Origin of the sequence: Longispora sp. NPDC051575 (genome assembly GCF_040681875.1) — a bacterium.
Lineage (GTDB): Bacteria > Actinomycetota > Actinomycetes > Mycobacteriales > Micromonosporaceae > Longispora.
In genome coordinates this window covers 218,984-232,267 of record NZ_JBFAZP010000005.1, presented here as the reverse complement: position 1 = coordinate 232,267, position 13,284 = coordinate 218,984, and the positions used below count along the sequence as shown (strand labels likewise).

Below are 13,284 nucleotides of genomic sequence, written 5' to 3'. Positions count from 1 at the left end.
CAAGTCCCCACTCTCCTGCTCGATTGGTTTCGAAAACTGGCCTGACCGAACATTTATCGAGCAGGCCGAGCACGCTATGTTGAAGCTGAGCCCGGGATCACACAAGGAGCGGCCAAGAAGATGAGCGACGCACTCGAGAACCTGCTGTCCGAAACGCGGCGTTTCGCCCCGCCGGCCGAGCTGGCGGCGAACGCCAATGTCACGAGCGACGCGCAGCCCTCAGACCGGTTGGCGTTCTGGGAGACCCAGGCCCGCCGCCTGTCGTGGGCGAAGGACTGGGACCAGACCCTGGACTGGTCGAACCCGCCGTTCGCCAAGTGGTTCGTCGGCGGCGAACTCAACGTGGCCTACAACTGTCTGGACCGGCACGTCGAGGCCGGCCTCGGTGACCGGGTCGCCATCCACTGGGAGGGCGAGCCGGGCGACACCCGCACCATCACCTACGCCGACCTGCTCACCGAGGTCAAGCAGGCCGCCAACGCGCTGACCGACCTGGGCGTCGTCCAGGGCGACCGGGTCGCGATCTACATGCCGATGATCCCCGAGGCCGCCGTCGCGATGCTGGCCACGGCGCGGATCGGCGCGACGCACAGCGTGGTGTTCGGCGGGTTCTCGGTCGACGCGCTGTCGGGCCGGATCTCCGACCAGGACGCCAAGCTCGTGATCACGGCCGACGGCGGGTACCGCCGGGGTGCGGCCAGCGCGCTGAAGCCGACCGTGGACGAGGCCGTCGCCCTGTGCCCCGGGGTGCAGAACGTGCTGGTCGTGCGCCGGACCGGGCAGGAGGTCGCCTGGACGGACAAGGACCTCTGGTGGCACGAGGCGGTCGGCAAGGCGTCCGCCGAGCACACCGCGCGGGCGTTCGACTCGGAGAACCCGCTGTTCATCCTGTACACGTCGGGGACCACGGCCAAGCCGAAGGGCATCCTGCACACCACGGGCGGCTACCTGACGCAGGCGTCGTACACCCATCACGCCGTCTTCGACCTGAAGCCGGAGACCGATGTCTTCTGGTGCACGGCGGACATCGGCTGGGTCACCGGGCACTCCTACATCGTGTACGGCCCGCTCTCCAACGGCGCGACCCAGGTGATGTACGAGGGCACGCCGGACACCCCGCACCGGGGCCGGTTCTGGGAGCTCGTGCAGAAGTACAAGGTCACCATCCTCTACACGGCGCCCACCGCGATCCGGACGTTCATGAAGTGGGGCGACGACATCCCGGCCGGGTTCGACCTGTCCTCGCTGCGGTTGCTCGGCAGCGTGGGCGAGCCGATCAACCCCGAGGCCTGGATGTGGTACCGGGAACACATCGGCGCGGACAACTGTCCGATCGTCGACACCTGGTGGCAGACGGAGACCGGCGCGATCATGCTCTCCCCGCTGCCGGGCGTGACCCACACCAAGCCGGGTTCGGCCATGTCCCCGCTGCCGGGGATCGCCGCCGACGTCGTGGACGACCAGGGCGAGTCCGTGCCGAACGGCGGCGGTGGCTACCTGGTGCTCCGCGAGCCGTGGCCGTCGATGCTCCGGACGATCTGGGGCGACGACGCGCGCTTCCTGGACACGTACTGGTCCCGGTTCCCGAACATGTACTTCGCGGGTGACGGGGCCAAGAAGGACGAGGACGGCAACATCTGGCTGCTCGGCCGGGTGGACGACGTGATGCTCGTGTCCGGGCACAACATCTCGACGACCGAGGTGGAGTCCGCGCTGGTCAGCCACCCGGACGTCGCCGAGGCGGCGGTGGTGGGCGCGACCGATCCGACGACCGGTCAGGCCATCGTGGCGTTCGTGATCCTGCGCGGCGGCGTCGAGGGCGACGTGGCCGTCCTGCGCGACCACGTGGCCAAGACGCTCGGCCCGATCTGCAAGCCGCGCCAGATCATGATCGTGCCGGAGCTGCCGAAGACCCGGTCCGGGAAGATCATGCGCCGGCTGCTGCGGGACGTCGCGGAGAACCGCACTCTGGGCGATGTCACCACTTTGCAGGATTCGTCCATCATGTCCCTGATCTCCTCGGGGATGCAGTCCAGCAAGGACGAGGACTGACAGCTCGACCCGACGCGGGCCGTGTCAAGGCGGTGAATGCGTCCGGGGCGTAATGCAGTTCGGCGGCCTACCGATGTTTACCCGTCGGTAGGCCGCACGTCCTATGCTGCCGGACATGAAGCGACTCCTCCTCGCGACGACAGCGGTGGCCCTCGCCGCCGGCATGCTCGCGGCGCAGCCCGCCACCGCGGGTCGGCCCCACGACCTCGCTGACCTGCAGATCCTCGCGATCAACGACTTTCACGGCAACCTCGAGCCGCCCGCCGGCTCCTCCGGCCGGGTGGTGACCGGCAAGGACGCCGCCGGCAAGGACATCACGGTCGACGCCGGTGGTGTGGAGTACCTGGCCACGCACCTGAAGAACGCCCGGGTGGGCAACCCCAACACCACCACCGTCGGGGCCGGCGACCTGGTCGGCGCGAGCCCGCTGCTGTCGGCCGCGTTCCACGACGAGCCCACGGTGGACGCGCTCGGCGACCTCGGCCTGGAGGCCACGGCCGTCGGCAACCACGAGTTCGACGAGGGCGCGGCCGAACTGCTCCGGCTCCAGAACGGCGGCTGTCACGCCGTCGACGGCTGTGCCGACCCGGCCGCCCCGTTCCAGGGCGCGGCGTTCCAGTACCTGGCCGCGAACGTCATCGACACCAAGGCCAAGAAGACCGTCCTGCCGCCCTACTGGGTCAAGGACTTCGGCAACGGCGCCAAGGTCGGCTTCATCGGCATGACCCTGCGCGGCACCCCGGACATCGTCACCAAGTCCGGTGTCGCCGGCCTGTCGTTCACCGACGAGGTCGTCACCGCCAACCACTACGTCAGCGAGCTGCGGCTCAAGGGCGTCATGGCCATCGTGGTACTGCTGCACGAGGGTGGCCTGCCCGCCAGCAACGTGTACAACTACGACTGCAACGCGGGCGGCAACCTCGGCCTGAGCGGTCCGATCGTGGACATCTCGAAGAAGCTGAGCCCCTCGGTCGACCTGGTCGTCACCGGGCACACCCACTCCTCCTACGCCTGCTCGATCCCCGACCCGATGGGCCGGCCTCGCATGGTGACGAGCGCGGGCTCGTTCGGGCGCGAGTACACCGACGTGCGGCTGAAGTTCGACCTGGACAAGAACGACATCGTCCAGGTGGCCGCGCAGAACAAGGTCGTGACCCGCGACGTCGAGAAGGACGCCAAGGCCAAGGCGCTGGTGGACAAGTACAAGGTGCTGGTCGCGCCGATCGCGAACCGGAATCTCGGCTACATTGCCGGCGATATCAAGCGGGCGGGTACCTCCACCGTGGAGTCTCCTCTCGGCGACCTGATCGCCGACGCGCAACTGGCGTCGACTTCCGCCCCGGACAAGGGCGGCGCGCAGATCGCATTGATGAATCCGGGCGGCATTCGGACCGACCTGGTCTTCGCGCAGTCGGGTGCCGAGGGCGCCGGCGTCGTGACCTACGGCGAGGCGTTCGCGGTGCAGCCGTTCAACAACTTCGTGGACACCGTGAGCCTGACCGGGGCGCAGGTCGTCACCGTGCTCAACCAGCAGTTCACGGGCGCCAACGCCGGTACCGCGAAAAAGGTTCTGCAGGTCTCGGCCGGTTTCACCTACACCGTGACCGGCCTGTCGACGGTGTCCGACGTGCGCCTGAACGGGGTGCCGCTGGACCCCGCCGCCACCTACCGGGTGACGATCAACTCCTTCCTCGCGGACGGCGGTGACGGCTTCCCCGAGCTGGCCAAGGGCACCGACAAGCTCGTGGGCCAGCTGGACATCGACTCGTTCGCCGACTACCTGGCCGCGCACTCGACGCCGTCGATTCCCTACCCGGTTCCGGCCGCGAACCGGATCACGTTCCAATAAACCCTTTTCGTCGATGCCCCGGAAGATCGTTTCCGGGGCATCGTCATGTAACACAAGCGTTATGCAATGGCTGCGCTTCCTTAATCCGCCCTTCAGGCGTCTTCTGCCAGTGTCTGGACTACCCGAGCCGTCCGATGTGAGATCCCTCATGCATCCGGCCGGCGGGGTCCCAGACTGAAGGGGAGGAACCGTGCGACGACGCACAAGAGTTCTCGTGGCCGGGGTCGCGTCCGGCCTGCTGGCCGCGGGCATGGCGAGCGCGGCGGTACAGGCGAGCCCCGGTGGCCCCGCCGCCCAGCCGCCGGCGGCCGAAGAGGCTCACCAGCACCGTGCCCACGAGCTGATGACGCCGAAGATGGCCCAGGAGCGTGCCGAGAAGCAGCAGGCGCTGAACCTGATCGTCAGCGACCCGTCGAAGCTCAAGCAGCGCGGCGAGTCCCGCGGCGTCCAGCTCCCGAACGGCAAGTGGGTCCAGTGGGGAACGCCGAAGACGGCGCAGATCTTCACCCTGCTCGCCGAGTACGGCGACGCCACGCCCGACGGCGGCACCCCCGGCCCGGCGCACAACGCGATCCCGCAGCCGGACCGCACCAAGGACAACTCGACGATCTGGCAGCCGAACTTCACCCAGGAGTACTTCCAGAAGCTCCTGTTCGCCAAGTCCGGCGACTCGATGAGCGACTTCTACCTCCGGCAGTCCTCCGGCCGGTACACGGTCGACGGCGAGGTCACCCCGTGGGTGAAGCTGCCGGCGAACACGACCCGGTACGGCAAGAACGACCCCACGGACCTGGACAACGAGGCCAAGCGGTACGGCGCCCTCGTCAAGGACACCGTCGAGGCCTGGGTTCTGCAGCAGAAGGCCGCTGGCCGCACTGACGCCCAGATCAAGGCGCACATGGCGAAGTTCGACGTGTGGGACCGTGACGACTTCGACGGCGACGGCAACTTCGACGAGCCCGACGGCTACCTGGACCACGTCCAGATCATCCACTCGGGCGAGGGCGAAGAGGCCGGCGGCGGCGACGACCTCGTGTGGTCGCACAGCTGGTCCGCGTTCGGCGCCGACGCCGGCAAGACCGGTCCGGCCGGCAACAAGCAGGGTGGCGTCGCGATCGGCGACACCGGCATCTGGGTCAGCCGCTACACCACGGAGCCGGAGAACGGTGGCCTCGGCGTGTTCGCGCACGAGTACGGCCACGACATCGGCCTGCCGGACTACTACGACACCCAGGGCGGGGACAACGGCACCAGCTTCTGGACCTTGATGTCCGCTGGTTCGTGGCTGAACGCCGGCAAGAACGACATCGGCAGCCGTCCGGGCTACATGGGCCCGAACGAGAAGCTGTTCCTCGGCTGGCTCGACTACGACGTGGTCGAGGCGAACGACAAGAACGCGGTCAGCGTGCTCGGCGCCGCGGCCGGCGGCAGCGTGCTGGGTCTCAAGCAGGCCACCATGGTCAAGCTGCCGGTCCAGAAGCTGACCAAGGAGTACACCAAGCCGTTCGCCGGCACGGGTGAGTACTTCTCGGGTGACGCCGACAACATCCAGGCGTCGCTGCGTCGCGAGATCGACCTGACCGGGACGACCACGGCGTCCGTGACGGCCAAGGCGCACTACGCGACCGAGAAGGGCTACGACTTCGTCGAGGGCCAGGTCTCCACGGACAACGGCGCGACCTGGATCGGCCTCGGTAAGCGCGAGGGCGCCAGCGCCGGCTGGGTCGACCTGACCTACGACCTGACCCCGTACGTGGGCAAGAAGATCCTGTTCCAGTTCTTCAACTACACCGACGGTGGCTTGCACTACGAGGGCCTGTTCCTCGACAACATCTCCATCGTCAAGAACGGCGCGGTCGCGTTCAGCGACGACGCCGAGACCGACAACGGCGGTTGGACCTCGAAGGGCTTCACCCGGTTCGACGGCACGCTGCGCTACGAGCGTGAGCACTTCTACCTGGTGGAGAACCGGCAGTACGTCGGCTACGACTCCACGCTGAAGACCGGCCCGTACAACTTCGGCTTCCGCAACACCAAGGCCGACTGGGTCGAGCGCTACGCCTTCAACCCGGGCATCGTGGTCTGGTACATCAACGGCGCGTACGGCGACAACAACACCACGGCGCACCCCGGCTACGGCCAGGCGCTCCCGGTGGACGCCCGTCCGGGTCTGATCACGCCTCCCGGCCAGACGCCGCTGCAGAACAGCAAGGGCGCCTTCGACGGCTCGTTCAGCCGTAAGGGCATCCCGGCGGTGACGTTCCACAAGAACGGTTCGGCGATCACGCTGCCGGCCCGTCCGGGCATCGCGGTCTTCGACGACACCAACGTCGACAAGTACTGGATCGCCGGCGACGCGACCAGCCCGCAGAACGGCTGGAACTCGACCAAGGTCTCCGGTACCGGGGTCCGGATCGAGATCCTGCTCGACGGCAACGGCTCGCTGGTTCCCGCGATCATCAAGATCACGCGCAAGTAAGTAGGTAGCACCCGAAAGCGGGCGTTCCGGTTAATTCCGGAACGCCCGCTTTTTCGTGGCCGATAAGATCATGGGATGTCCCGACCAGCGCGTGAGACCCGCAACCCGAAAGTCAAACGCGCCCGGCGCAGGCTGCACAAACGGGCCCGGAGCGCCGCCGGCACCGTCGTGCGGTACCTGAGGGTCGAGACCATCGGCGGCATGCTGCTCCTCGGCGCCACCGTCCTCGCGCTCGTGATGGCCAACTCCCCGCTCGCCGACTTCTACGAACGGCTCCGCGAGGCCCAGTTCGGGCTGGACCTGTTCCACCTCAAACTGCCCCTGGAGTCCTGGGCGAAGGACGGGCTGCTGACCCTGTTCTTCGTCGTCGCCGGCCTGGAGCTCAAACGCGAACTGGTCGTCGGCGAGCTGCGCGAACCCCGCCGGGCGCTGTTCCCGGTGTTCGCCGCGCTCGGCGGCATGCTCACCCCCGCGGCGGTCGCGCTGGCCATCGGCTGGGGCGCGGACGGCGCGACGGACGCGTGGGCGATCCCGGTCGCCACGGACATCGCGTTCGCCCTCGCAGTGCTGGCGGTCACCGCGTCGCGCCTGCCCGCGAGCCTGCGGGTGTTCCTGCTGTCCCTGGCCGTCGTCGACGACCTCGGCGCGATCCTGATCATCGCCGTGGTCTACACCGCGTCGCTGTCCTGGGTCTGGCTGCTCGCCGGGGTCGCCGTCCTCGCCGTCTACGGCACGCTCCAGCAGCTCCGGTTCAAGGGCGTCTACCTGTACGTGGCGCTCGGCGTGGCCGCCTGGGCCTTCATCCACGCCAGCGGTGTGCACGCGACCATCGCGGGCGTGGCCGTCGGCCTGCTCACCCGGGTCAAGCCCGACAAGGGCGAGGCGCACACGCCGGCCGAGAGCCTGGAGCACAAACTCCAGCCGTTCAGCGCCGGCTTCTGCGTACCCGTCTTCGCGTTCTTCGCGGCGGGCGTGGCCCTCGACGGGTCGGCGATCCGCGCCTTCGTCGGGGACCGGGTCGCCTGGGCGGTCGTGGCCGGCCTCGTGCTCGGCAAGACGATCGGGGTACTCGGCGGGGCGGCCCTCGCCGTGCGCCTCAGACTGGCGAAACTCCCCGAGGAACTGAGCTGGTGGGACCTGTCGGCCGTGGCGGTACTCGCCGGCTGCGGCTTCACCGTGAGCCTGCTCATCGCCGAGCTGGCCTTCGTCGGCGACCCGCAGGCGGAACGGATGAAAGCGGCCGTTCTGCTCGGTTCCCTGGTGTCCGCGACCGTCGCCGCGCTGCTCCTGAGGCTGCGGACCAAGCGCTTCGTGTCCGCCGCGTGAACGTGAGCCTATTCTTGACGACATGAACCCAGTGGCCACCGACGAGTCCACCGTCCTGTTGGACGGGCCGTGGACCCACCGGTTCGTCAGCGCCAACGGCATCCGGTTCCACGTCGTGGAGGCCGGGGAGGGCCCGCTGGTGCTCCTGCTGCACGGCTTCCCCGAGTTCTGGTACACGTGGCGGCACCAGCTCGTCGGTCTCGCCGAGGCGGGCTACCGGGCCGTGGCCGTCGACGTCCGGGGCTACGGGGCCTCCGACAAGCCCCCGCGCGGCTACGACGGCTACACCCTCGCCGGGGACGTCGCCGGCCTGATCCGGGCCCTGGGCGAGCGCTCGGCGACCCTGGTGGGCCACGACATGGGCGGGATGCTCGCCTGGACGGCCGCCACGTTCCACCCGAAGCTGATCCGCCGGCTGGTGATCCTGGGCGCCGCGCACCCGTTGCGGATGCGCAGCGCGCTGGTGGCCGACCCCCGGGGCCAGCTCGCCGCGAGTACGGACCTGATCCGGTTCCAGCGGCCCCGGTACGAGCACGTGATCACCCGGGACAACGCCGCGCTCGTCGGCTCCTACCTGCACCGGTGGGCCGGGCTGGACTGGGTGCGCACCGCCGACTTCGAGGAGTACGCGGCGATCTGCCGGGCCGCGATGCAGATCCCGCAGGCCGCGTTCTGCGCCCTGGAGGCGTACCGGTGGGCGATGCGCAGCGTCCTGCGGCTGTCCGGCTACCGGTTCGTGAGCCTGCTCAAGCAGCCGATCGTGACCCCGACCCTCCAGCTGCACGGCGAGTACGACGCGTGCGTGCTGCCCCGCACCGCCCAGGGCTCGGGCCGCTACGTCATCGCGCCGTACGAGTGGCGCCAGCTCGAAGGCGTCGGGCACTACCCGCAGATGGAGGTCCCCGAGCTGATCACCGGGGAGATCATCCGCTGGGCGAAGCAGGAGTAGAGCCGATCTCGGCCCGGATCCGGTCCGCCGCGGCCCGCGGCTCCCGATCCCCGGTGATCCCGGCGAGCACGGCCAACGCGCGGGCCTCACCGAGCCGGTAGCCCGTCTCACGGTGCACCACCAGGGCTTCGCGCGCCAACTGCTCCGCCTCCGCCGACTGGCCGGCCCGCCCGAGCGCGTCGGCCAACGCCGTCAGCGCCTGGCCCTCGTGCATCCGGTACCCCATCTCGCGGCTGACCGCCAACGCGCGCCGGGCGTGCGTGACCGCCTCATCGGCCGTCGTCGCCGCGGCGAGCCTGACCCGCACCTCGGTCTCGCCGAGAAGGTAGTTCGCGTCCTCCGCGTAGCCCAGCGCCTCCCGGAGACCGGCCTCGGCCTCCGCCAGTTCGCCGGTCGCCAGGTGCAGTCCGCCGATGACGGCCAGTCCGTGGCACTCGCCGACCCGGCTCCCCATGCCGCGGGCGGCCTGCACCGCCGTCCGCGCGAGGTCGAACGCCTCGGCGTGCCGACCCATGTCGCTCAGCAGCTCGGCCAGGCTGCACAGCACCGCGATCTCGCCGTGCCGGTTGCCGATCCGGCGGTCCAGGTCCAGGGCGGCCCGGATGTGCTGCTCCGCGTCGGCGTACCGACCGAGGGAGTGTTCGGCCATGCCCAGGCTGTTCAGCGCCGTGCCCTGGAGGTCCGGAGCGTCGGCCAGCGCGTCCAGCGCGGCGGCGAACTGCTCGCGGGCAGCGGCGAGCCTGCCGAGCTGCATCGACGTGTTGCCCAGGTTGCCCAGGCTGAAGACGTCCAGCTGCCCGGTGGCGCGCGACCGTTCCCACGCGTCGCTGTAGCAGTCCGCGGCGAGATCGGGCCGGCCCATCCTGCGGTACGTGATGCCGAGGTTGTTGAGGATCGCGCTCACCCCTTCGGGCCAGTGCTCCCGGGCCAGGTCGACGGCCTCGCGCAGGTCGCGGACCCCGTTGTCGAAGTCGTTGGTGACGGCCCGGGCCATCCCGAGGCTGAGTAGCGCCGCCACTCTTCCCGGCCCGCTGCCCGCCGCGTCCGCCGTCCGCAACGCCGTGGCGGCCGAGGACAGCCATTCGACGGGGTAGCCCCGGCGGTAGAAGTAGCTGCGGGTGGCGTCGGTGAGCAGCCACGCGACCTCGGGCGCCCCGTGGCCGGCCGCCTGCTCGATCAACGCGCACAGACTGAGCCGTTCGGCGTCCAACCAGGTCACCGCGTCGGGCCCGCTGTCGAACGTGGCGGGGACCGTGTCGGCCAGCGCGGGCGGGGCGGGCAGGCGACGCCCCTCCGGGTTGAAGGCGGCACTCGCGGCGAGCGTGCTGTGCAGGTACCAGTCGAACAACCGGCCGACCGCCGCCGTGGACTCGCTCGGCGCCTGGGCCACGAGCCGTTCGTGCGCGTAGATCCGCAACAGGTCGTGCACCGAGTACCGCTGCGCGCCGTCCGTCTCGACCAGGTGCGCGGCCACGAGCCGGTCCAGTAGGGAGCCGACCCCGGCCACCGGGACGCCCAGCAGCGCCGCGGCCGCCGGGGCCGTGAAGTCGTCGCCCGGGACAAGACCGAGCAGGCGGAAGAGCCGGGCGGTATCGGCCGGGAGCCTCGCGTAGGACAGGTCGAAGGCGATCCGTACCGAGGCCTGGTCGTCGCCCTGGATCTCCAGTGCCGTGAGCCGGTCCCCCGCGCCGAGTTCGGCGACGTAGCGGGTGATGTCCTGGTCCGGGTGGTCGGTCAGGTGGGCCGCGGCGATCCGCAGCGCCAGGGGCAGGTGCCCGCACAGTCGGGCCAGCTCGGCGGTGGCCTCCGGCTCCGCGGTCGTCCGGGCGTGGCCCACGACCCGGGTGAGCAGCGCGAACGCCTCGTTCGGGGTGAGGATGTCCAGGTCGAGGCGGCGCGCCCCGTCCCGGGCGATCAGACCGGACAGCCGGTCGCGGCTGGTGATCAGGGCGAGGCTGCCCGGGCTGGACGGCAGCAGCGGGCGGACCTGGTCGGGGTGGCTGGCGTTGTCGAGGACGACGAGCACCTTGCGGTCGGCGAGCAGGGTCCGGTACATGCCGGTCGCCTCGTCCAGGTCGACGGGGATCCGTTCGCCGGACACGCCGAGGATGCGCAGGAACCGGGCGAGCGCGTCCAGCGGCCGGACCGGCGGGGTGGACGAGTAGCCGTGCAGGTTGATGTAGAGCTGGCCGTCGGGGAAGCGGTCCCGGGCGCGGCGGGCCCAGTACACGGCGAGGGCGGTCTTGCCCACCCCGCCGATGCCGGCGATCGTGCTGATCACCACGGCCCCGCTGTGGCCGAGCAGCAGGTCGAGCTGTCCGAGCTGCGCGCTGCGCCCGGTGAAGTCCACGATGTCGGGCGGCAGCTCGGCCGGACCGGTCTCCGAGGCCGCGGGGCCGGGGACCGGCAGGTCCAGCGCCGGGTCGCCGCGCAGCACGGCCGTCTGGAGTCGTTGCAGCTCCGGGCCTGGATCCAGCCCCAGCTCGTCGCTGAGCGCGGTGCGGATCCGCTGGCACACGTCGAGGGCGTCGCTGCGTCGGCCCGCCCGGTACAGGGCGAGGATCTGCAGCTCCGCGAGGCGTTCCCGGAGCGGGTACCGCCCGGTCAGCTCCGCCAGTTCGGTGAGGACCTCGGCGTGCCGGCCCTGGGCGAGCTCCGCCTCGATCCGCAGGTCCGTGGCCGCCAGCAGCAGTTCGTCCAGCCCCGCACCGACCCGGGACCGGGTGCGCTCGGGGGCCTCCTCGCCGAGCGCCGGGCCCCGCCACAGCGCGAGGGCCGCGCCGAGGAGCTTCGCCCGGGTCGCCGGGTCCGCCGACTCCTTGGCCCGCTGGTACTCGCCCCGGAAGCGGTGCACGTCCACCAGTTCGGGGTCGCCCTCCAGCACGTACGCCGAGCCCCGGGTGACGAGCCGGAAGCCGTACCGTTCCGCGTCGGCCTCCGCGAGCCGCTTGCGCAGCCGGGACACGTGCACCTGCAGGGCGCTGCGCGGACGGCTGGGCTTGTCGCCGTCCCAGAGCAGGTCGATCAGCCGATCGGTGGACACGGGATTGCCCAGTTCGAGCAGCAGGAGTCCGAGCAGGCAACGCTCCAGGCGTTGTCCCAGCTCAACAGGTTGCCCGGCTACGAGAGCCTGGACGGAACCCAGAACACGAAACTCCATTACATGACCCTAACGGGCGGGCGGATCGTGGCGGCAAGCGAACGGCAAGCTTCCGGCAAGCGGTGTACAGCAAGCTGTATCCAGTAGGGCGGAACGCCGGGTCAGACGGGGGTCGGGCGCTCCGCCCTAAATCCTTGTCCGGGTCCGGTCGGCCGCGGGCCGGACGCGCCCTAGATGCGCTGCTCCTGCAGGCCGATGACCTCGGCCCGGGACGCCCAGCCCTGGTAGACGCCGAAGTCGAACTCCTCCAGGCCGAGCTTCTCGGCCACCGGCGCCCGGCCGCCCGTGTACTCCAGGCGCAGCCACTGGCCGTGTTCACCGACCACGATGAACTGTTCGCCCTTCCACGAGCACATCGTCCTGATGTAGTACAGCTCGACGTCGGCGGCGGGGACGACCAACAGCTCCGGTGTGTACAACCGGACGGAAGGGCCGTCGGGGCTCGCCTTGTACTCAACGCCCTGATAACGGGCGAAGTATCCGTCGCGGCTCATCTGCGCCACCCGTCCACGTCGGCGTCGAAGGTCGCCACCAGCTCGCCGTTCATCCGGGTGATCGTCGCCCCGTGCGGCAGGCGGACACTGTCCACCTTGAACTCGGGGATCACGTCGCCCGTCTCGCCCGGCGCGAACCCGCTGCCCCGGAACGGGGCCCGCTCGATGACCCAGCCCTCGATGGCGGCCATCGCTGGTTCGTCGCGGCCGCCGTAGGGGATGCGGTAGAGGTCCTCGCGGTGCGCCGCCCAGGTGAGCAGGAACTCCGAGAACGACCTGCCCAGCGCGGCCTCCAGGCCCGCCAGGGTGCCCAGGTGGGCGATGTCCGGCGCGCGGTAGACGAAGCCGGCGACCCGGTCGTAGCCCCGCTCCAGGTAGAACGCGACCTCGCGGGAGGTCAGCGGCTTGCACAGCATCGTGGGGCCGGGCGCGGGCGGCGTGGGCACCGGCATCACCCCGGTCTCGCCCTCGCCGGTCAGCCCGACCTCGGCGGCCCAGCCGGCGAGCTGCACGACCTGCTCGCCCGGGAGGGTCGCGCTGTAGGGGGTGCCCGGGTTGAGCGCCAGGGACCAGCCGGCACTCGGCCACGCGCCGATCAGCCGGGCGAACTTGACCCGCGCGGCCGGCCGGTCGCCGAGCCGCTCCTCGGACGTGTAGACCGCCTGGTGCGGGACGCCGTCGACCACCTCGGGCGCCCAGGGGAAGTCGGGGTCGGTGGGACGCACGTCGAACCGGAGCCCGCTCGGGGCAGGCAGAAGCACCCGGGCCAGCAGCAACGCCGACAGGAAGCCATCCGTACTGGCCCCTCCGGCGGCGTCGAGCAGCGCGGCCTCGAGGTCGTTCGCCGGCGTCACCACCCCACCAACTTACCGTCCCGCCGCTACTCTCATCACATGCGATTTTCGGCCCGGCTGGTATCGGCCGAACTCGCCCTTTCCTGGTTACTACTGCTTCCAGCGCCCGCGTTTGCCGTTC

General features: G+C 70.3%; 8 protein-coding genes. 5 read left to right on the top strand and 3 right to left on the bottom strand.

Annotated elements, in window-relative coordinates; translation table 11 throughout:
* Nucleotides 1-120 precede the first annotated feature (120 nt).
* From acs to AB0M43_RS15450, 5 genes are all read left to right on the top strand, one after another.
* On the top strand, nt 121-2,052 hold the full coding sequence (acs, locus tag AB0M43_RS15470) for an acetate--CoA ligase (protein WP_363724991.1): 1,932 nt from the start codon (nt 121-123) through the stop codon (nt 2,050-2,052).
* A 115-nt stretch (nt 2,053-2,167) separates the two neighbouring features.
* Complete coding sequence (locus AB0M43_RS15465) at nt 2,168-3,901, top strand: bifunctional metallophosphatase/5'-nucleotidase (RefSeq protein WP_363724989.1); 1,734 nt, start codon at nt 2,168-2,170, stop codon at nt 3,899-3,901.
* 190 nt (nt 3,902-4,091) lie between these two features.
* Nucleotides 4,092-6,380 carry an immune inhibitor A domain-containing protein gene (locus tag AB0M43_RS15460; protein ID WP_363724987.1) on the top strand — a complete coding sequence of 763 codons (2,289 nt, stop codon included), beginning with the start codon at nt 4,092-4,094 and terminating at the stop codon, nt 6,378-6,380.
* Nucleotides 6,381-6,455: 75 nt separating this feature from the next.
* Entirely contained in the window at nt 6,456-7,706 is a 1,251-nt protein-coding gene (gene nhaA / locus AB0M43_RS15455; protein WP_363724985.1) for a Na+/H+ antiporter NhaA, read from the top strand.
* Between the two features lie 22 nt (nt 7,707-7,728).
* On the top strand, nt 7,729-8,655 hold the full coding sequence (locus AB0M43_RS15450; protein WP_363724983.1) for an alpha/beta hydrolase: 927 nt from the start codon (nt 7,729-7,731) through the stop codon (nt 8,653-8,655).
* Here AB0M43_RS15450 and AB0M43_RS15445 read toward each other — a convergent pair.
* The 3 genes from AB0M43_RS15445 to AB0M43_RS15435 form a co-directional block, all read right to left on the bottom strand.
* Nucleotides 8,630-11,815, bottom strand: a complete 3,186-nt coding sequence (locus tag AB0M43_RS15445; RefSeq protein WP_363724981.1) for a BTAD domain-containing putative transcriptional regulator — start codon at nt 11,813-11,815, stop codon at nt 8,630-8,632. The genes AB0M43_RS15450 and AB0M43_RS15445 overlap by 26 nt on opposite strands.
* A gap of 170 nt (nt 11,816-11,985) precedes the next feature.
* On the bottom strand, nt 11,986-12,309 hold the full coding sequence (locus tag AB0M43_RS15440) for a hypothetical protein (protein ID WP_363724979.1): 324 nt from the start codon (nt 12,307-12,309) through the stop codon (nt 11,986-11,988).
* Complete coding sequence (locus AB0M43_RS15435; protein WP_363724977.1) at nt 12,306-13,166, bottom strand: SseB family protein; 861 nt, start codon at nt 13,164-13,166, stop codon at nt 12,306-12,308. Before AB0M43_RS15435 ends, AB0M43_RS15440 begins: the two co-directional genes overlap by 4 nt.
* Nucleotides 13,167-13,284 lie beyond the last annotated feature (118 nt).

What these genes read in the sequence shown, in the direction of transcription:
- acs (WP_363724991.1), top strand. Translation starts at nt 121, where the DNA reads ATGAGCGACGCACTCGAGAACCTGCTGTCCGAAACGCGGCGTTTCGCC.
- AB0M43_RS15465 (WP_363724989.1), top strand. Translation starts at nt 2,168, where the DNA reads ATGAAGCGACTCCTCCTCGCGACGACAGCGGTGGCCCTCGCCGCCGGC.
- nhaA (WP_363724985.1), top strand. Translation starts at nt 6,456, where the DNA reads ATGTCCCGACCAGCGCGTGAGACCCGCAACCCGAAAGTCAAACGCGCC.
- AB0M43_RS15450 (WP_363724983.1), top strand. Translation starts at nt 7,729, where the DNA reads ATGAACCCAGTGGCCACCGACGAGTCCACCGTCCTGTTGGACGGGCCG.
- AB0M43_RS15445 (WP_363724981.1), bottom strand. Translation starts at nt 11,815, where the DNA reads ATGGAGTTTCGTGTTCTGGGTTCCGTCCAGGCTCTCGTAGCCGGGCAA.
- AB0M43_RS15440 (WP_363724979.1), bottom strand. Translation starts at nt 12,309, where the DNA reads ATGAGCCGCGACGGATACTTCGCCCGTTATCAGGGCGTTGAGTACAAG.